Source organism: Mycobacterium sp. NGS16 (assembly GCF_059813225.1).
In genome coordinates this window covers 66,188-84,294 of sequence record NZ_JCALEE010000006.1, presented here as the reverse complement: position 1 = coordinate 84,294, position 18,107 = coordinate 66,188, and the positions used below count along the sequence as shown (strand labels likewise).

The window sequence follows — 18,107 nt, the reverse complement described above, 5'->3', positions numbered from 1 at the left end:
GGCTCGCGACTAGGGTGGTGCACAGCTGTGATGTCGCGCGGCGAGGCTGCCTGGCCACCAAGGACCACCCCCTGAGCGTCCCCGGGGTGGTGCCGGTCGGCACCCGGGGTGGGCTCGCGGTGGGGCGGAGTCCTCCGCGCCGACGTCACCCGGAGAACGCCCGAAGAGAAATGGAGTTGCGATGGCTGTCGACAAGGGTGCCGGTGACACGTCCAAGTTGCCGGTGGTGTTCCCGCCGTGGCTGGACCGGCTGCAGATCAAGTACATGAATCCGGTGGTCAAGCCGCTGGCCCGGTTCCTTCCGGGCACGTCGGTGATCAAGCATCGGGGCCGCAAGTCCGGCAAGCCCTACGAGACGGTGGTGACGACCTACCGCAAGGGCAACGTGTTGTCGATCGCGCTCGGGCACGGCAAGGCCGACTGGGTCAAGAACGTGCTGGCAGCCGGGGAGGCCGACGTGCGACTGTTCCGCAGCGAACTGCATCTCACCAACCCGCGGATCCTGCCGGCCGGCACGGCCGACAAGTCCCTGCCGTTGGCAGTGCGCCTGCAGAACCGCAAGGTGGCGGTGCTGGTCACCGACATCGCCTGAGCCGATCGCACGGGCACGGCGGTGGCTCGCACGATTCCCACCGTGGACCGGTGATCTACATATCCAGGCCGATGTCGAGCACCTGCACGGAATGCGTCAGCGCACCCACCGCCAGGTAGTCGACGCCGGTGGCGGCGTAGGCCGCCGCGCTGTCCAGCGTCAGCCCGCCGGACGACTCCAGCAGCACCCCGGGCGCCCGGGAATCGCGGCGCTGCACGGCGATCTGGGTCTGCCAGACTTCGAAGTTGTCCAACAGCACCAGCTCGGGCCCCTCGGCGAGCACTTCATCGAACTGCTCCAGCGAATCGACCTCGACCTCGCACGGCACCTCGGGGGCGGTCGCGCGGACCGCGCGCAACGCCGCGGCCACCGATCCCGCGGCCGCGACGTGGTTGTCCTTGATCAGCGCGGCGTCGCCCAGGCCCATCCGGTGGTTCACCCCGCCGCCGACGCGCACCGCGTACTTCTGCAGCACCCGCAGGCCCGGCAGCGTCTTGCGGGTATCGCGGATCCGGGCCCCGGTGCCGTCCACGGCGTCCACCCAGGCCGCGGTGGCGGTAGCGATCCCGGAGAGGTGACAGACCAGGTTGAGCATGGTGCGTTCGGCGGTCAGCAGGCCGCGGGTGTCGGCCTGCAGGCTCAGCACCGCTGCGCCGGGTTCCAGCCGAGTCCCGTCGGCTACCCGGTCCAGCACCCGGTAGGCGTCGGGCCCGAGGATTTCGTCGAGCACCAGCAGGGCGATGTCGACTCCCGCGATCACCCCGGGCACCCGGGTCACCAGCGCCGCCTGGGTCACCGCGTCGGCCGGCACCGTCGCCGCGGTGGTGACATCGGGTCCGTAGCGCAGGTCCTCGTCGAGCGCCCGGGCGATCACCGCGCGCGCTTCGCCGAGCTCGGTCTCCGACAGGGTCACCGCGCGGGTCATGAGGCCACCCCAGCCGGTGCCTCCTGCAGCAGCGCGCCGTCGCGCAGCCGGACCGTGGTGCTGCGAGCCTGCCCGGGGTCGGCGCTGGAGAACTCGGCCCGGTGATGACAGCCCCGGCTCTCGGTGCGCGCCAGCGCGGCCCCTGCCACCACCCGCGCCACCAGCGTCAACGCGGCATCCTCCATATCGGTCCGGTCGGTGACCACCCGCTCCCCGGCAGACGACAGCAGGTCGGCTAACCGCTGCAAGCCGGGTGCGTCGCGGACCACCGAGGCATCGCGTGACATCGCTTGCTGCACGGTCTGCCGATCGAGTGCGGTGCGCCCGCCCCGCTCGGGGACACCGGCCTGCACACGCCCGGCCGATACCGCGTGGGCCGCCGCGGCCGACCCGGCGCGGTCGCCCACCACCAGGCCCTCCAGCAGGCTGTTGGAGGCCAGCCGGTTAGCGCCGTGCATGCCGGTGCGCGCCACCTCGCCGGCGGCGTACAGGCCGGGCAGCTCGGTGCGGCCATGGGTGTCGGTGACGACGCCACCGCAGCTGTAGTGCGCGCCCGGGACCACCGGGATCGGTTGGTGCACCGGGTCGATGCCGGCGGCCCGGCAGGCCGCGGTGACGGTCGGAAACCGGCCCTCGAAGCCGGCGATGCCGCGGGCGTCGAGGTAGACGCAGGCGTCTCCGGTCTCACGCAGCCGGGCGTCGATGGCGCCCGCCACCACGTCGCGCGGCGCCAGGTCACCCATCGGGTGCACCCCCGCGGTGACCAAGGCGCCCCGGGCGTCGATGAGCCTCGCGCCCTCCCCGCGCACCGCCTCGGTGACCAGCGGGCGGCGCCCACTCCTAGCGCCGTTTCCGGCGGCGAACAGCATCGTCGGGTGGAACTGGATGAATTCCAGATCGCTCACCGCAACCCCGGCCCGCAGCGCCAGCGCCAGCCCGTCGCCGGTGGCCCCGCCCGGATTCGTGGTCGCCCGGTACAGCTGGCCCAGGCCGCCGGTGGCCAGGACCACCGACGGGGCGTGGATCACCCCGATCCCGTCGGCGTTGGCGACCAGCACACCGGTGACGGTGTCGGCGTCGCGCAGGATCTCCCACACCACCTGGCCGCGGCGGATGTCCAGGCCGGCGGCGGCGTGGTCCAGCGCACGCTGCACCTCGGCTCCGGTTGCGTCACCGCCGGCATGAATGATGCGGCGCCGCGAGTGCCCGCCCTCTCGAGTGAGCGCCCAGCTGCCGTCCGGATCGCAGTCGAATTGCGCACCGGCACCAGCTAACTCGGCGACCGCACGGTAGCCGTCGGCCACGATGGAGGTCACCGCGTCGGGGTCGCACAATCCGCCGCCGGCGGCCAGCGTGTCGGCGACATGGGCTTCCACCGAGTCGTCGGTGCCTGGCAGCACCACGGCGATCCCGCCCTGGGCGTAGTGCGTCGCGGTCACCCCGTAGCCGGTGTCGGCCTTGCTGAGCACCACCACGTCCCGGCCGGCGCGGCGTGCGGCGCGGGCCGCGGCCAGCCCACCGACGCCGGTGCCGATGACGACGACGTCGGCCCGCTGCTGCCAGCCGGGAGCACCGGTCACTTGCTGACCGGGGCGGAGTGTCCGATCGAGACCATGCGCTGCACGCTGCGTGCCGCCAAGCGTGCGGTCTCCGGGTCGACGTGGATCTCGTCGGCGCCTTCGGTCAGGCTGCGCAGCAGGGCCGCCGGGGTGATCATCTTCATGTACTTGCAGGCCGCCTTGGAGTTGACCGCCTCGAAGTCGACCTGCGGCGCGGCCTTGCGCAGCTGGTAGATCATGCCGATCTCGGTGGCCACCAGCACCTTGTGCGCCCGGGTGCGCCGGGCCTCGTCGAGCATCCCGCCGGTGGACAAGATCTTGACCCGTTCCTCGGGGACGTGGCCCTCGCCGACCAGGTACAGCGCTGAGGTCGCGCAGCCGCACTCCGGGTGCACGAACAGCTCGGCGTCCGGGTTCGCCCGGGCCTTGTCCTCGAGTTCGTCACCGTTGATCGCCGCGTGCACGTGGCACTCGCCCGCCCAGATGTGCATGTTCTTGCGCCCGGTGACGCGCTGGACGTGCTGGCCCAGGAACTGGTCGGGCAGGAACAGCACCTCACGGTCCGGGTCGATGGCGTTGACGACATCCACGGCGTTCGACGAGGTGCAGCAGTAGTCGGTGAGCGCCTTGACCGCCGCCGTGGTGTTGACATACGACACCACCACCGCGTCGGGGTGGTCATCACGCCACGCCTGCAGGTCCTCGGCGGTGATGGAATCGGCCAGCGAGCACCCCGCCCGGGCGTCCGGGAGCAGCACGGTCTTGTCCGGGGACAGGATCTTGGCGGTCTCGGCCATGAAGTGCACCCCGCAGAACACGATGGTGTCCTCGGGGGCATTGGCGGCGATGCGGGCCAGGCCCAGCGAGTCCCCGACGTGGTCGGCGATGTCCTGGATCGGCGGCAGCTGGTAGTTGTGCGCCAGGATCGTCGCGTTGCGTTCCTTTTTGAGCCGGAGGATCTCGGCCACCCACTCCTCGTCGGGCTCGACACCGCTGTAGCCGGCCGGCGAGTTGACGATGCGGTCGGCCAGGCTGCCTGCCTGCACACCGGGGTCGGTGAGGGTGGTCATGCGCGACTCCTCTCGCGAATTAGGTTTTCGACTTACAATCGAAAACATGGTTCATACTAGCACCGCGCACGAGGTGCTCACCGCGGTCTTCCAGGTTGGCGGCCTCGATCGTCGCCGCCCCCGCCTCAACGTGCTGCTGTGGCAGCGGGCCCGGGAACCCCAGCTCGGACGTTGGTCGCTCCCGGGTGGACTGTTGCGGAACGACGAGGATGTGACCGGCTCGGCGCGCCGCCAACTGGCCGAGAAGGTCGACCTGCGTGAGATTGCCCACCTTGAACAGTTGGCTGTGTTCTCCGACCCCGGCCGGGTTCCGGGGGTGCGCACCATCGCGTCGACGTTTCTGGGCCTGGTGCCCTCCCCGGCCGATCCCGAACTGCCGGGCGACACCCACTGGCATCCGGTCGACGATCTGCCCCCGATGGCGTTCGACCACGCGACCATGGTGGCGCACGCCCACAGTCGGCTGGTCGCCAAGATGTCGTACACGAACATCGGGTTTGCTTTGGCGCCAACGGAATTCGTCCTCTCGACGCTGCGTGACATCTACAGCGTGGTGCTCGGCTACACCGTCGATGCCACCAACTTGCAGCGGGTGCTGGTCCGGCGCGGGGTAATCACCCGCACCGGCACCACGGCCCGCTCCGGGCGCAGCGGGGGCCGCCCTGCCGCCCGGTACCGGTTCACCGACTCCGAGCTGCGGGTTACCGACGAATTCGCGGCATTGCGGCCGCCAGGGTGAGTCGGACTGGATTCTTAACGCCCTCTTAAGCAACAATGCCGGGATGGACTCGGACAGCTTGGCCCGCGAAACCTCCGTCGAGTGGATCGGGCAAGCACCCCACCAGCCGCTGCGATCCGGCGACCGTCCGCTGCGGCCGGCCGAGGACCCGTTCTATGAGCCGCCGGTCGGCTTCCAGCACGCCGTGGCCGGCACGGTGCTGCGCTCCCGCGAGGTCGAACTGGCCTTTATGGGTCTGATCCCCCAGCAGCTGGTCGCCACCCAGCTGCTCTACCGGACCGTCGACCGCAACAACGTGCCGCAGGCGACGGTCACGACGGTGCTGGTCCCCCGCGACCGGGATCGCACCCGGCCGTGTCCGATCGTGTCGTATCAGTGCGCGATCGACGCGGTGGACAGCCGCTGCTTCCCCTCCTACGCACTGCGCCGACGCGCCTGGGCGCACGGCTCGTTCACCCAACTGGAGTTCGTCCTGATCGCCGCCATCCTGGCGCAGGGCTGGGCGGTGTCGATCCCCGACCACGAGGGCTGCGGCGGGCACTGGGGTGCCCCGTACGAACCGGGCTACTTCGTGCTCGACGGGGTGCGTGCCGCGCAGGGCGCCGAGCAGCTGGGCCTGTCCCCCGACGACCCGGTCGGGCTGTGGGGTTACTCCGGCGGCGGCCTGGCCACGGCCTGGGCGGCCGAGGTCAGCAGCGGCTACGCGCCCGAACTCAACGTCGTCGGCGTCGCGCTCGGCTCACCGGTGGGCGACCTCGGCAATACCCTGCAACGGCTGAACGGGTCGTTCTGGTCAGGGCTGCCGGCCATCATGATCGCCGCGCTGGCGCGGGTCTATCCCGAACTCGACAAGGTCATCGAGGAACACGCCACGGTCAACGGCCGTGCGCTGCTGCATTCGCTGGAGTCGGCGTCCACTGCCGCGGCGGTGCTGCGCCTGCACCACCGTGCGCTGGACACCTACATCGACAAACCGCTGGACGAGTTGATCGAGCACCCCGCGGTACAGCACGTCTTCGACGACACTCGGTTGGGCACCGCGGTGCCGGCACCCCCGGTGCTGATGGTGCAGGCCATCCACGACCAGGTGATCTCCGTCGAGGACATCGACACGCTCGCCGAGACCTATGCCGCCGGTGGGGCCCGGCTGACCTATCACCGCGACCTGCTCAGCGAGCACATCCTGCTGCACCCGCTGTCCGCTCCGATGGTGCTGGACTGGTTGCGTGACCGGTTCGCGGGCCGGCGGCTGCCCGACGGTGCGGTGCAAAGCCAGTGGCCGGCGCTGCTGAACCCCAAGACCTATCTGGGCCTGGCCCGGCTGGGCGTGGTGGCGGCGCGGGTCATCACCGGTGGGGCGCTGCGCCGCCTTCCGCTGTGACGGCCGGATTTATTCGACGGTCGCGGCTTCGCCCCTCCTCCGTCGAGCCGCGCTGAACCGCCGGCAGCGGCGGTCGCCCGGCGGGCTCGGGCGGATAGCCGCCCAGGTCATCGTGGGTGCTCCAGGTGGCGCAGAGACCGTAGACCAGCGCCGCCGTCGCCGCCGGCAGCAGTAACGTGGCCGCGACCTGTAACGGCGTGTGCCCGAAGAAGACCGGCGGCGCCTCGGCGATGTAGTGCACCCGGTGCTCGGGAGAGACCGGTGCGCCGTCCACATCCACGGTGCCGTAGCGGCGATGCACCAACGCAGCACCGGCCAGCGCCGCCAGCGCCGCGCCGGCGGTCAGGCCCAGCGACAGGCCGGCGACCATGCCCGGCCCCCGATGCGCGCGCCACTGCCAGGCCAGCGTGGCCGACACCACCGCCACCACGCCCAGCATGCCCAGCAGCAGAAACGGCGCGACGAAGAAATGGTCGGCTTCGTTGCCCAGGTAGGCCTGCACCCGCTCTCCGCCGCGGGTCAGCGCCACCACGCCGTGGATCGGCGGGGCGATCCACGCCCACAGCGCACCCATCGGCAGCCCGGCGGCGGCCAGCCCGACGGCCAGGATCAGGCAGGCCCGCCGCCGTGTCAGCCGGGGCGCGCCAGGGGCTGTCATCGCTGGGTGTCCAAATCGGCCGAGTCCACCTGCCCGTGCCGAGAACACTTGGCCCACCAGCCGTCCGGGCGGACCTGCACCGTCATCCGGCGCCCGCACGACGCGCAGAACCGCGGCGGTTCCAGACCCAGCTGGGCGGCCGTCGGGACCGACCCGCCGGCGGGATCGGCGATCTGCACGCCGGTGTAGACGTTGTAGACGCCGGCCGCGACGACCGGCAGGTCGCGAACCATTACAGGGTGGCGTTGAGGGCCTTGATCGGCATCTGCAGATCGTCGAGCAGCTCCAGGTCCGTCTCGGCGGGACGGCCCAGCGTAGTCAGGTAGTTGCCGACGATGATGGCGTTGATGCCGCCCAGGATGCCCTGCTTGGCGCCCAGGTCGCCGAGGGTGATCTCCCGGCCCCCGGCGAACCGCAGCATGGTGCGCGGCAGCGCCAGCCGGAACGCGGCCACCGCGCGCAGCGCGTCGGCGGCCGGCAGCACCTCCAGGTCACCGAACGGTGTGCCCGGGCGTGGGTTGAGGAAGTTCAGCGGGACCTCGTCGGGGTCCAGCTCGGCCAGGTCGGCGGCGAACTCCGCGCGCTGCTCCAGTGTCTCCCCCATGCCCAGGATGCCGCCGCAGCACACCTCCATGCCGGCTTCGCCCACCATCCGCAGGGTCTCCCAGCGCTCCTCCCAGCTGTGGGTGGTGACGACGTTGGGGAAGTGCGAGCGCGCGGTCTCCAGGTTGTGGTTGTAGCGGTGCACGCCCATCGCGGCCAGCTGATCCACCTGCTCCTGGGTCAGCATGCCCAGCGAGCAGGCGATCTGAATGTCGACCTCGTTGCGGATCGCCTCGATACCGGCGGCGACCTGAGCGAGCAACCGCTCGTCGGGCCCGCGCACCGCCGCGACGATGCAGAATTCGGTGGCGCCGGTCTTGGCGGTCTGCTTGGCCGCCTCGACCAGGCTGGGGATGTCCAGCCAGGCGCTGCGCACCGGCGATTGGAACAGCCCGGATTGCGAGCAGAAGTGGCAATCCTCCGGGCAGCCACCGGTTTTCAGGCTGATGATGCCCTCGACCTCGATCTCGGGGCCGCACCAACGCATCCGCACGTCATGGGCCAGCGCCAGCAGCTCCTCGAGCCGCTCGTCGGGCAGCTGCAACACCTCCAGGACCTGATCCCGCCGCAACGCCTCGCCGCGCTCCAGAACCTGTTCACGGGCCAGCGCCAGGATGTCGTCAGTCATGCGCGCCGCTCCTCCTCATCGCTTCGCTCTGCATCGTCGCCGCCGCGGGTCACACGTGCTCCCCTCAAGACTTGAACGGTGTTCAGGTTAGGGTAGCGGGGTGCAGCTGCACAAACCTGACCCCAAACAGGAGATCGTCGCCGCGGCGGCCGGCATCCTGGACAACTACGGCATCGCCGATCTGTCGATGCGCCGCTTGGCGCGCGAGCTCAACGTCAGCCCCAGTGCCCTGTACTGGCATTTCGCCAACAAGCAGCAACTGCTCGGCGCGGTTGCCGACCGGGTGCTGGGCCCGGCCTGCACCGACCCGGGGCCGGGCAGCTGGCAGTGGCGCATCCAGACGGTGTGCGCGCGACTGCGCGACGCGCTGCTGTCGCATACCGACGGCGCCGAGCTGGTCTCGGCGAGCCTGGCCGCCGGCCAGTCGCAGGCCGCCGCCGATATCGTGGCGCTGCTGGCGCAGGCCGCCACGGCGGCCGGGGTGCACCCGGACCAGGCCGGGCAGGTGGCGCGCACCGTCGTCTACTACGTCTTGGGGTTCACCGCCGATGAGCAGTCGCGGTTGCAGTGGGACGCCGCCGGGGCCGCCGACATCGCCCCCGACGCCGACCCGGGCAGCGCGTTCGCCTTCGGGCTGGGACTGCTCATCGACGGCCTCGCGGTGCGGGCCGGACTCGCGGTCTAGATCGGATATTCGGTGCGGGCGTTGCCATCCCAGCGTCGCAGCCCGACAAACCGGCCGGGGATATCGGCCCGGCCCGCGATGCGCTGAGCCCGGCCCAGCTGGGCCGGGCCGACCCGGCGGGCCAGCGTGGTGTGCGCGGTCCACTGCCCGGGCGCCACGTTGGGCAGCGGCCCGGGAACCAGGTGTGGCTCCGCCAGCCGGTAGACCTGCTCGTGCAGCTCGAGCAGCGCCGAAGTCGGCACCACCAGCCGCGCCAGCACGCCGTGTGAGCGGCCGAAGATCAGCGTCGCTCCGAGGGTGCAGTCGATCGGCAGCCGATCGAGGACCGTGGCCAGCTCGGCGTCGACGCGGGGATCGATGCGCTGAGCGACCGCAAGGGTCACATGCGGGCGGGCGGCCGGGGCCTGGCTGGGCACCCCCGCCGCGGCCAGCTGCGCCCAGATCCCCCGGATCGCCGTCTCGGTCTCGGCGTCGAATACCAGCTCGATCGAGTGCACCACTGCTCAGCCCGCCAGGGTGCGCACCCAGTCGGGTTCGAAGGCGGCGCGGCTCATCGCCGTGAACTCCGCACCGCCCAGACTCGCCGCACCGGCCGGCAGCGCCGCGCGCACCGGCGCCAACCGGGCCAGCGCTCCCCGATTGCTGGCGGCGGCCGGACCGGGCTGGGCCGGCCAGCTGCCGATCACGAGACCGGCGCACGACAACCCTTGCCCGGCAAGCGATTCCAAGGTCAGGGCGGTGTGGTTGAGGGTGCCCAGTTCGGCGTTGACCACTACCAGCACGGCGGCGGCGAGGTCGACGGCCAGATCACGCAGGGTGACGCCGTCGGCGGCCAGCTCGACCAGCAACCCGCCAGCGCCCTCGACCAGGGTCAACCGGCCGGGGCGGTCGACGGCACGGATCGTCGCCAGCAGATCGGCGCGGGTCGGCAACGCCATCCCGGCCTGCTCCGCGGCGGCGACCGGAGCCAGCGGCGCCGGGTATCGCGCGCTGCCGCACAACTCGGTCACCCCGGACAGCCGGCCGACCTCGGCCAGGTCGTCGTCGCCGTCGGCGGTGCCGGTCTGCACCGGCTTGCACACCGCCACCTCCAGGCCGGCCTGACGCGCGCAGCAGGCCAACGCTGCGGTGGCGATGGTCTTGCCGACACCGGTGCCGGTGCCGGTGATGACCAGGACGGTCATCGCGCCTCGGCGCGGTGCTCGCGCAACACCTCGGTAAGCACCCGGCCGGCCAGTTCGAGGTCGTCGGCGCTGAGCGAGGCGCGCGCGGTCAACCGCAGCCGCGACGTCCCGGCCGGGACCGTGGGCGGCCGGAAACAACCCACCCGGACCCCGGCGTCCAGACACGCGGCCGCGGCCGCCACCGCCACCTCGGCGTCGCCGAGGATCACCGAGACCACCGCGGATTCGGGCTGGTCGGCCACCCCGCAGACCTGCGCCAGCGCGCGGGCGTGGCGCAGCACGTCGGTGGCGCGCGAGGGCTCGGCGGCCAGCACGCTCAGGGCAGCGGACGCGGCGCCGAGGGCCGCCGGAGCCAACCCGGTGTCGAAGATGAAGGTCCGGGCGGTGTCGATGAGATGGTCGCGCACCGCCACCGGGCCCAGCACCGCGCCGCCCTGGCTGCCCAGCGCCTTGGACAGCGTGGTGGTCACCACCACATCCGGGGCCCCCGCCAGCCCGGCCTCCTGCACCAGCCCGCGGCCGCCGTCGCCTCGGACGCCCAATGCGTGTGCCTCGTCGACGATCAACAGCGCACCGTAGCGGCGGCACACCTCGTGCAGGTCACGCAGCGGGGCCAGGGCGCCGTCGGCGCTGAAGACCGATTCGGTGAGCACCACGGCGCGCTCCTCGGCGCGGCCGGCCAGTGCCGCGGCGACCGCATCGACATCGCGGTGCCCGGTGATGACCACCCGCGCCTTCGACAACCGGCAGGCATCCACCAGGGATGCGTGGCAGTAGGCGTCGGAGACCACCAGCGACCCCGGCCCGGACAGGCTGACAACGGCGCCGATATTGGCGGTGTAGCCGGAGGAGAACACCAAACCCGCTGGCGCACCGACGAAGTCGGCCAACTGCTGCTCGAATTGCTGGTGCAGTGCGGTGTTGCCGGTCACCAACCGGGATCCGCCGGCACCAGCACCCCAGGTACCTAGCGCCTCCACCCCGCCGGCGATGACGGCCGGGTGCGCCGACAGCCCGAGGTAATCGTTGGATGCCAGGTCCAGCTCGGTGGCGACGGCGGGCCGCACCCGCAGGGAACGCCGCAGCCCGTCCTGGCGACGCTGTCGCTCCACCTCGGCCAGCCAGGCCAGTGGCGACAGATCGGTGCGGGTCACGCTGTGCTCCCTACGCTCCTTCGACACGACTTGAACACCGTTCAGGTTAAGGCACCGGCCACGCCCACCATCGCGGCACCGATGCGAGCGACCTCCTCGGGCGTGCAGACATACGGCGGCATCGCGTACACCAGGTTGCGGAACGGGCGCAGCCACACCCCTTGGGCCAGCGCGGCAGGGGTGGCCACCGCCAGGTCCACCGGCCGGTCGCATTCGATCACCCCGATGGCGCCGCAGACCCGCACATCGGCGACGCCGGGCAGCTCGCGGGCCGGTTCCAGGGCGGCGGTGAGCGCGGCACCGATCCCGCCGACGCACGAGCGCCAGTCCTGGCCCAGCAGCAGCTCGGTGCTGGCCACCGACACCGCACAGGCCAGCGGGTTGGCCATGAAGGTGGGGCCGTGCATCAGCGCGCCGGCCTCACCGCCGCTGATGGTGTGGGCGATCTCGGTGCTGCACAAGGTGGCCGCCAGGCTCAGGTAGCCGCCGGTGAGCGCCTTGCCGACACACATGATGTCGGGGCTGACGCCGGCATGCTCAGCAGCGAACAGTTCACCGGTGCGGCCGAATCCGGTGGCGATCTCGTCGAAGATCAGCAGTACGCCGTGGCGGGTGCAGGCCTGGCGCAGGTCGCTGAGGTAGCGCGGGTCGTGGAAGCGCATGCCGCCGGCGCCCTGCACCACCGGTTCGATCACCACGGCCGCGAGTTCGTCGCGGTGGCGTTGCAGCTGCGCCTCGAACGCGGCGCTGTAGGCCGGGTCGTAGTCGCGGGGCACCTGTGGGGCGAACACCTGGGCGGTCAGCACGTCGCGCCACAGGGAGTGCATGCCGCCGTCGGGGTCGCAGACGCTCATCGGGGTGAAGGTGTCGCCGTGGTAGCCGCCGCGCCAGGTCATCAACCGGTGCTTGCCGGGGCGTCCGCGGGCGCGCCAGTACTGCAGCGCCATCTTGACCGCCACCTCCACCGACACCGAACCGGAGTCGGAGAAGAACACCGTGTCCAGCCCCGGCGGGGTGATGTCCACCAGGAGCTGGGCCAGCCGCGCGGCGGGCTCGTGGGTGAGCCCGCCGAACATGACGTGGTTCATGGTGGCCAGTTGCGCGGTCAAGGCGGCGTCCAGACGCGGATGCCCGTGGCCGTGGATCGCGGTCCACCAGGAGCTCATCGCATCGAGCACCTCAACCGGCGCGCCATCGACGATCACCGTCAGGTAGGCGCCCCGAGCGGCCACCGCCACCGTCGGGGCGGGCGTCTCGGCGCCGATCGTGCTGTACGGGTGCCACAGATGTGCGGTGTCGATGGCGCTGATCTGCTCGGGAGTCAACGCGGACATGACTGACGACAGTAGTGCAGGTCGGCGGGCGTAACCGTTCGGTCACAGGTTGCCGAATTTCTCTGCAGCGGCGGCGCACCGGGCGTAAACGCCGGTACGCTCTGTGACAGAAGTGGCCAATGATGCTGCTGTTGTGAACGACCCGAGAAGGGGGAAGACCGATGAAACGCGTCTGCGCCACCGCACTCGCACTGGCGGCGGCAGTGGCCCCGGTGCTGAGCGCCGCCGGCCCCGCCGGCGCCGAGCCGATCTCGCAGTCCGGTCACAGCCCGCTCATCGACCGGGTGATCCAGCGCGCCCTGTCCCAGCGCGGGGTGCCCTACGTCTACGGCGGCGGCGACGTCTCCGGACCCACCAACGGCGCTCGTGCCAGGGCCGCCACCACCTCGGGCGCGGTCACCGGCCTGCCGGGCACCGGGATCGGCGGTCTTCCCGGGGGTCCGGTGGTCGCCGGCAGCGCCACCCCCGGCCTGGCGGTCCCGCCCGGCGCGGGCCTGCCCTCGGCCGGCACCGTCGGTTTCGACGCGTCGGGCCTCATCCAGTACGCGTTCGCCGGTGCCGGTATCAAGATGCCGCGCACCTCCGGCGACCAGTGCAGCGTCGGCCAGAAGGTGCCGCCCGCGCAGGCCCGCCCCGGCGACCTGCTCTGCTACGGCCCGGGCGGAACGCAGAGCGTCGCGCTGTACCTCGGCAACAACCAGATGATCGAGGGCACCGACCCGGCGGTCACGGTCTCCCCGGCCCGCACCTCCAACATGGTTCCCTATCTGACCCGGGTGATTCCCTGACACACCGGCTGACGTCACAGCGTTTGGAATGCGGTTTCTACAGCCCGGTTAGGTAGATTATCGGGCGATCATGATTGCCCTGTCCCCGCCGCGACCGGCGGCAACGCCGGTTGCCGTACCCGCTTCCGCACCCGATCCGGCCCCTGCGCCGGCCGCCGTGATGGGAACCCGCAAGGCCGGTTTCTACCGCCACGACCTCGACGGGCTGCGCGGCATCGCGATCGCGTTGGTTGCGGTGTTCCATGTCTGGTTCGGGCGGGTCTCCGGTGGGGTGGATGTCTTCCTGGCGCTGTCGGGCTTCTTCTTCGGCGGCAAGCTGCTGCGCGTCGCGCTGAACCCGGCCTCGTCGCTGTCCCCGATCCCGGACCTGATCCGGCTGGTTCGTCGGCTGCTGCCGGCCCTGGTGGTGGTGCTGGCGGCATGCGCCGGGCTCACCATCTGGATCCAGCCGCAGACCCGCTGGGAGACCTTCGCCGACCAGAGCCTGGCCAGCCTCGGCTACTACCAGAACTGGGAGTTGGCCCGCACCGCCTCGGACTACCTGCGCGCCGGTGAGGCGGTCAGCCCGCTGCAGCACATCTGGTCGATGTCGGTGCAGGGCCAGTTCTATCTCAGCTTCCTGCTGCTGATCTTCGGGTTCGCGTTCGCCTTCCGGCGGCTGCTGCGCACCCACCTGCGCTCGGCCTTCGTGGTGCTGCTCACCGGGTTGACCGTGGCGTCGTTCTGGTATGCGATCGTCGCCCACCAGGCCAACCAGGCCCTGGCCTACTACAACAGCTTCGCCCGCGCCTGGGAACTGCTGCTCGGCGCGCTGGCCGGGGCGCTCATCCCCTACATCCGCTGGCCGATGTGGCTGCGCAACACCGTGGCCACCCTGGCGTTGGCGGCGATCCTGAGCTGCGGCGCCCTGATCGAAGGCGTGCGGGAATTTCCCGGCCCGTGGGCGCTGGTACCGGTCGGCGCCACGGTGGCGTTCATACTGGCCGGGGCCAACCGGCACGCGCAGCCGAGCACCAGCGAGAAACCGCCGTGGCCCAACCGGTGGCTGGCTTGCGGGCCGCTGGTGACGCTCGGGGCGATGGCCTACTCGCTGTACCTGTGGCACTGGCCGCTGCTGATCTTCTGGTTGTCCTACACCGGCCACAAGCACGCTTCGGTGCTGGAGGGCGCGGCGATCCTGCTGGTCTCCGGTGTGCTGGCCTACTTGACCACCCGGCTCGTCGAGGACCCCCTGCGCTACCGCGCGCCGGCCGGCGCCGGGCCCACCCCGGTGACGAGCATTCCCGGGCGGAGACTCTCGGCGGGCTGGTGGAAACGCCCGACGCTGGCGTTGGGTTCGACGGTGGTGCTGCTGGGTGTGGCACTGACCGCGACCTCGTTCACCTGGCGCGAGCACGTCACCGTCCAGCGCGCCAGCGGCAAGGAGCTAGCCAAGCTCAGCAAGGACGACTACCCGGGAGCCCGTGCGTTGATCAAGCATCAGCGGGTGCCCAAGCTGCGGATGCGGCCCACCATCCTGGAGGCCAAGAAGGACCTGCCGCGCTCCACCCGGGACGGGTGCATCAGCACCTTCACCAATCCGGCCCTGATCAACTGCACCTACGGCGACCCGGAGGCCACCCGCACCGTCGCGCTGGCCGGCGGGTCACATGCCGAACACTGGCTGCCCGCGTTGGACATCCTCGGCCAGAAGCACCACTTCAAAGTGGTGACCTATCTCAAGATGGGCTGCCCGCTGTCCACCGAGAAGGTGCCGCTGATCATGGGCAACAACGCGCCCTACCCGCAGTGCTACCAGTGGGTGGGCAAAACCATGGACAAGTTGATCGCCGACCGACCGGACTTCGTGTTCACCACCGCCACCCGGCCGTGGAACATCAAACCCGGCGACGTGATGCCGGGCACCTACATCGGTATCTGGAAACGGCTGTCGGAGAACAACATTCCCATCCTCGGAGTGCGGGACACGCCGTGGTTGGTGCGCGACGGCGAACCCTTCCAGCCGGCCGACTGTCTGGCCTCCGGGGGCGACGCGGTGTCCTGCGGCATCAAACGCTCGGAAGTCCTCGTCGACCGCAACCCCACCCTGGACTTCGTCGAACGGTTCCCGCTGCTCAAGCCGCTGGATCTGTCCGACGCCGTGTGCGACGTCGACATCTGCCGCGCCGTGGAAGGCAACGTGCTGATCTACCACGATTCCCATCACCTGTCGGCGACCTATATGCGCACCATGGCCGGGGAGCTCGGGCGGCAGATGGGTGCGGCCACCGGATGGTGGTGAGCCCGGGCGTGCCCACGGTCTGGCCCGGCCACAGTTACCCGCTCGGCGCCGTCTATGACGGGGCCGGCACCAATTTCGCGGTGTTCTCCGAGGTCGCCGAGCGCGTTGAACTGTGCCTGATCGACGAGGCCGACAACACCGAGTCCCGGATCGGTCTCGACGAGGTGGACGGCTATGTCTGGCACGCTTACCTGCCCGGTGTCGGACCCGGCCAGCATTACGGCTTTCGGGTGCACGGACCGTTCGACCCCGCCGCCGGGCACCGTTGTGACCCCAGCAAGCTGCTGCTGGACCCATACGGCAAGGCATTCCACGGCGACTTCGAATTCGGTCCGCAGCTGTTCTCCTACGACCTGAACGATGCCGACCGCGATGGGCCTCCCCCGGCGCTCGATTCGTTGGGGCACACCATGACCAGCGTGGTGATCAACCCCTTCTTCGACTGGGCCGCCGACCGCGCACCGCGCACCCCCTACCACGAGACGATCATCTACGAAGCGCACGTCAAGGGCATGACCCAAACCCACCCGGGAATACCGGAGGAGCTGCGCGGCACCTATGCCGGCCTGGCGCACCCGGTGATCATCGAGCACCTCAAGTCGCTGAACGTGACGGCGATCGAGCTCATGCCGGTGCACCAGTTCCTGCACGATCATCGGCTGGTGCAGCTGGGATTGCGGAACTACTGGGGCTACAACACATTCGGGTTCTTCGCGCCGCACAACTCGTATGCGGCCAGTCGCCAGGCCGGCGGCGCAGTGGCGGAGTTCAAGGCGATGGTGCGCACCTTCCACCAGGCGGGCATCGAGGTCATTCTGGACGTGGTCTACAACCACACCGCCGAAGGCAACCATCTGGGGCCGACGATCAACTTTCGCGGGATCGACAACGCCGCCTACTATCGGCTCTCCGACGACGACCCACGGTTCTACACCGACTACACTGGCACCGGCAACAGTCTCAACGCCCGGCACCCGCACACCCTGCAGCTGATCATGGACTCGCTGCGCTACTGGGTGACCGAAATGCACGTCGACGGCTTCCGTTTCGACCTCGCGTCGACGCTGGCTCGTGAACTGCACGACGTCGATCGCCTGTCGGCGTTCTTTGATCTGGTGCAACAGGATCCGGTGGTCAGCCAGGTCAAGCTGATCGCCGAGCCGTGGGACGTCGGCGAAGGCGGCTACCAGGTGGGCAACTTCCCGGGATTGTGGACGGAGTGGAACGGCAAGTACCGCGACACCGTCCGCGACTATTGGCGGGGCGTACCGGAGACCTTGGGCGAGTTCGCCTCCCGGCTGACCGGGTCGTCGGATCTGTACGAGGCGACCGGCCGGCGTCCCAGTGCCAGCATCAACTTCGTCACCTGCCATGACGGGTTCACGCTGGCAGATCTGGTGTCCTACAACGACAAACACAACGAAGCCAACGGCGAGGACAACCGGGACGGCGAGAGTTACAACCGGTCGTGGAACTGCGGTGTGGAGGGGCCGACCGACGACCCCGCGATTCTGGCGTTACGCGCGCACCAAGTCCGCAACATCATGGCCACCCTGCTGGTCAGCCAGGGCACCCCGATGATCTTGCACGGCGACGAGATGGGCCGCACCCAGCGCGGCAACAACAACGTCTACTGCCAGGACTCCGAGCTGTCCTGGATGGACTGGTCGCTGGTCGACAAGAACGCCGACCTACTGGCGTTCACCCGCACCGTGACCGCGCTGCGATCCGGCCATCCGGTGTTCCGCCGCCGCCGGTTCTTCGAGGGCCGGCCGATCCGCGGCGGCGACGAGGTCCGTGACATCGCCTGGCTCACCCCGGCCGGCCAGGAGATGACCCAGCAGGACTGGGGCAGCGAATTCGGCAGGTGCATCATGGTTTTCCTCAACGGCGAGGCGCTGCCCGAGCCCGATGTCCGCGGCCAGCGGATCATCGACGACTCATTTCTGCTGTGCTTCAACGCCGGTGAGACACCAGTGGACTTCGTCACCCCGAACACCGAATACGCCCAAGGCTGGCAGGCGGTGATCGACACCGCCGACCCCACCGGGACCAGCGATCTCACGGTCGCGGCCGGCCAAACCGTGACAGTGACGGCCCGCTCGCTGATCATTCTGCAGAAGAGCCGTTGAACCGAGGGTGTCGCCATCTTGCCGGTGGTCGCTCCACCGGGACGGCAGGATGTTTGCCCGGCTTTCAGCGACAATCTGAGTCAATTCCGGCCCACCGCGCCAGTGGTCGCGACAAGGCGGGCAAACATGCGAAGTCCCGGGTCAGTTGAACTCGTGCTTGCTGACCGTGCACTCGTAGGACGGAAGCCATGAGCTAAGGCCGCGCCGTCAACATCGGCTGCCGCGCCACCTTCGCTGCTGCACCTGAGCGGCGATAGGACGGTGGGCGGCCACGGGCTACCGCTATCTGCGCGCGGCCACGGTTCAATGACTGCCAGGTGAGACCCGCACTGCGCAGATGTTCTGCGACAATCACCGCCTCGCTGACATCCGCCGGATCGGCACCTCCGCGCCC

The 18,107-nt window shown here is 70.2% G+C and carries 17 protein-coding genes; 7 read left to right on the top strand and 10 right to left on the bottom strand.

Annotation, left to right across the window (positions count from 1 at the left end; genetic code table 11):
- Positions 1–181: 181 nt before the first annotated feature.
- Positions 182–592 carry a nitroreductase family deazaflavin-dependent oxidoreductase gene (locus tag AC5Y4Q_RS15055; protein WP_064920705.1) on the top strand — a complete coding sequence of 137 codons (411 nt, stop codon included), beginning with the start codon at positions 182–184 and terminating at the stop codon, positions 590–592.
- A 55-nt stretch (positions 593–647) separates the two neighbouring features.
- On the opposite strand, the gene nadC is transcribed toward AC5Y4Q_RS15055, so the two are convergent.
- From nadC to nadA, 3 genes are read right to left on the bottom strand one after another with little or no spacing between them, the layout of a single operon-like run.
- Positions 648–1,505 carry a carboxylating nicotinate-nucleotide diphosphorylase gene (nadC, locus tag AC5Y4Q_RS15050; protein WP_207515921.1) on the bottom strand — a complete coding sequence of 286 codons (858 nt, stop codon included), beginning with the start codon at positions 1,503–1,505 and terminating at the stop codon, positions 648–650.
- An 8-nt stretch (positions 1,506–1,513) separates the two neighbouring features.
- A complete protein-coding gene (locus tag AC5Y4Q_RS15045; protein ID WP_499959482.1) occupies positions 1,514–3,097 on the bottom strand; it encodes an L-aspartate oxidase in 1,584 nt (527 codons plus the stop codon).
- The gene (gene nadA, locus AC5Y4Q_RS15040; RefSeq protein ID WP_064920846.1) at positions 3,094–4,146 is read right to left on the bottom strand and encodes a quinolinate synthase NadA; all 1,053 of its coding nucleotides are present in this window, start codon (positions 4,144–4,146) and stop codon (positions 3,094–3,096) included. Before nadA ends, AC5Y4Q_RS15045 begins: the two co-directional genes overlap by 4 nt.
- Positions 4,147–4,192: 46 nt before the next feature.
- Between nadA and AC5Y4Q_RS15035 the strand changes: the two genes are divergently transcribed.
- A complete protein-coding gene (locus AC5Y4Q_RS15035; protein ID WP_064920847.1) occupies positions 4,193–4,885 on the top strand; it encodes an NUDIX hydrolase in 693 nt (230 codons plus the stop codon).
- A 43-nt stretch (positions 4,886–4,928) separates the two neighbouring features.
- Complete coding sequence (locus AC5Y4Q_RS15030; RefSeq protein WP_499959480.1) at positions 4,929–6,266, top strand: lipase family protein; 1,338 nt, start codon at positions 4,929–4,931, stop codon at positions 6,264–6,266.
- Here the strand turns inward: AC5Y4Q_RS15030 and AC5Y4Q_RS15025 are convergent.
- From AC5Y4Q_RS15025 to bioB, 3 genes are read right to left on the bottom strand one after another with little or no spacing between them, the layout of a single operon-like run.
- Positions 6,232–6,924: a DUF2567 domain-containing protein gene (locus AC5Y4Q_RS15025; RefSeq protein ID WP_082952518.1), complete on the bottom strand. Its 693-nt coding sequence runs from the start codon at positions 6,922–6,924 to the stop codon at positions 6,232–6,234. The genes AC5Y4Q_RS15030 and AC5Y4Q_RS15025 overlap by 35 nt on opposite strands.
- On the bottom strand, positions 6,921–7,157 hold the full coding sequence (bsaP, locus tag AC5Y4Q_RS15020) for a biotin synthase auxiliary protein BsaP (protein WP_064920849.1): 237 nt from the start codon (positions 7,155–7,157) through the stop codon (positions 6,921–6,923). Before bsaP ends, AC5Y4Q_RS15025 begins: the two co-directional genes overlap by 4 nt.
- Positions 7,157–8,155, bottom strand: coding sequence for a biotin synthase BioB (gene bioB, locus AC5Y4Q_RS15015; protein ID WP_064920850.1), 999 nt, complete (start codon positions 8,153–8,155; stop codon positions 7,157–7,159). The genes bsaP and bioB overlap by 1 nt, the downstream gene beginning before the upstream one ends.
- Before the next feature lie 100 nt (positions 8,156–8,255).
- Between bioB and AC5Y4Q_RS15010 the strand changes: the two genes are divergently transcribed.
- Entirely contained in the window at positions 8,256–8,840 is a 585-nt protein-coding gene (locus AC5Y4Q_RS15010) for a TetR/AcrR family transcriptional regulator C-terminal domain-containing protein (RefSeq protein ID WP_064920851.1), read from the top strand.
- Here AC5Y4Q_RS15010 and AC5Y4Q_RS15005 read toward each other — a convergent pair.
- From AC5Y4Q_RS15005 to AC5Y4Q_RS14990, 4 genes are read right to left on the bottom strand one after another with little or no spacing between them, the layout of a single operon-like run.
- Positions 8,837–9,340, bottom strand: a complete 504-nt coding sequence (locus AC5Y4Q_RS15005) for a 2'-5' RNA ligase family protein (RefSeq protein WP_064920852.1) — start codon at positions 9,338–9,340, stop codon at positions 8,837–8,839. The genes AC5Y4Q_RS15010 and AC5Y4Q_RS15005 overlap by 4 nt on opposite strands.
- Before the next feature lie 3 nt (positions 9,341–9,343).
- Positions 9,344–10,024: a dethiobiotin synthase gene (gene bioD / locus AC5Y4Q_RS15000; RefSeq protein ID WP_064920853.1), complete on the bottom strand. Its 681-nt coding sequence runs from the start codon at positions 10,022–10,024 to the stop codon at positions 9,344–9,346.
- Positions 10,021–11,178 (bottom strand): 8-amino-7-oxononanoate synthase, encoded by a 1,158-nt coding sequence (locus AC5Y4Q_RS14995; RefSeq protein WP_125224505.1) that lies wholly within the window; start codon positions 11,176–11,178, stop codon positions 10,021–10,023. Before AC5Y4Q_RS14995 ends, bioD begins: the two co-directional genes overlap by 4 nt.
- A 41-nt stretch (positions 11,179–11,219) precedes the next feature.
- A complete protein-coding gene (locus AC5Y4Q_RS14990; protein ID WP_109535604.1) occupies positions 11,220–12,512 on the bottom strand; it encodes an adenosylmethionine--8-amino-7-oxononanoate transaminase in 1,293 nt (430 codons plus the stop codon).
- 161 nt (positions 12,513–12,673) lie between these two features.
- Between AC5Y4Q_RS14990 and ripD the strand changes: the two genes are divergently transcribed.
- The 3 genes from ripD to glgX all read left to right on the top strand — a co-directional run bounded on the left by ripD (position 12,674) and on the right by glgX (position 17,713).
- Positions 12,674–13,300, top strand: coding sequence for an NlpC/P60 family peptidoglycan-binding protein RipD (gene ripD / locus AC5Y4Q_RS14985; protein ID WP_064920856.1), 627 nt, complete (start codon positions 12,674–12,676; stop codon positions 13,298–13,300).
- Positions 13,301–13,370: 70 nt separating this feature from the next.
- On the top strand, positions 13,371–15,581 hold the full coding sequence (gene sucT, locus AC5Y4Q_RS14980; protein WP_109535605.1) for an acetyltransferase SucT: 2,211 nt from the start codon (positions 13,371–13,373) through the stop codon (positions 15,579–15,581).
- Positions 15,572–17,713 carry a glycogen debranching protein GlgX gene (gene glgX, locus AC5Y4Q_RS14975; protein ID WP_064920858.1) on the top strand — a complete coding sequence of 714 codons (2,142 nt, stop codon included), beginning with the start codon at positions 15,572–15,574 and terminating at the stop codon, positions 17,711–17,713. The genes sucT and glgX overlap by 10 nt, the downstream gene beginning before the upstream one ends.
- The last annotated feature ends 394 nt before the right edge of the window (positions 17,714–18,107 follow it).

Bases quoted from the DNA above. Each gene is read 5' to 3' on its own strand.
- AC5Y4Q_RS15055 (WP_064920705.1), top strand. From the start codon at position 182: ATGGCTGTCGACAAGGGTGCCGGTGACACGTCCAAGTTGCCGGTGGTG.
- nadA (WP_064920846.1), bottom strand. From the start codon at position 4,146: ATGACCACCCTCACCGACCCCGGTGTGCAGGCAGGCAGCCTGGCCGAC.
- AC5Y4Q_RS15035 (WP_064920847.1), top strand. From the start codon at position 4,193: ATGGTTCATACTAGCACCGCGCACGAGGTGCTCACCGCGGTCTTCCAG.
- AC5Y4Q_RS15030 (WP_499959480.1), top strand. From the start codon at position 4,929: ATGGACTCGGACAGCTTGGCCCGCGAAACCTCCGTCGAGTGGATCGGG.
- AC5Y4Q_RS15025 (WP_082952518.1), bottom strand. From the start codon at position 6,924: ATGACAGCCCCTGGCGCGCCCCGGCTGACACGGCGGCGGGCCTGCCTG.
- bsaP (WP_064920849.1), bottom strand. From the start codon at position 7,157: ATGGTTCGCGACCTGCCGGTCGTCGCGGCCGGCGTCTACAACGTCTAC.
- bioB (WP_064920850.1), bottom strand. From the start codon at position 8,155: ATGACTGACGACATCCTGGCGCTGGCCCGTGAACAGGTTCTGGAGCGC.
- bioD (WP_064920853.1), bottom strand. From the start codon at position 10,024: ATGACCGTCCTGGTCATCACCGGCACCGGCACCGGTGTCGGCAAGACC.
- AC5Y4Q_RS14990 (WP_109535604.1), bottom strand. From the start codon at position 12,512: ATGTCCGCGTTGACTCCCGAGCAGATCAGCGCCATCGACACCGCACAT.
- ripD (WP_064920856.1), top strand. From the start codon at position 12,674: ATGAAACGCGTCTGCGCCACCGCACTCGCACTGGCGGCGGCAGTGGCC.
- sucT (WP_109535605.1), top strand. From the start codon at position 13,371: ATGATTGCCCTGTCCCCGCCGCGACCGGCGGCAACGCCGGTTGCCGTA.
- glgX (WP_064920858.1), top strand. From the start codon at position 15,572: ATGGTGGTGAGCCCGGGCGTGCCCACGGTCTGGCCCGGCCACAGTTAC.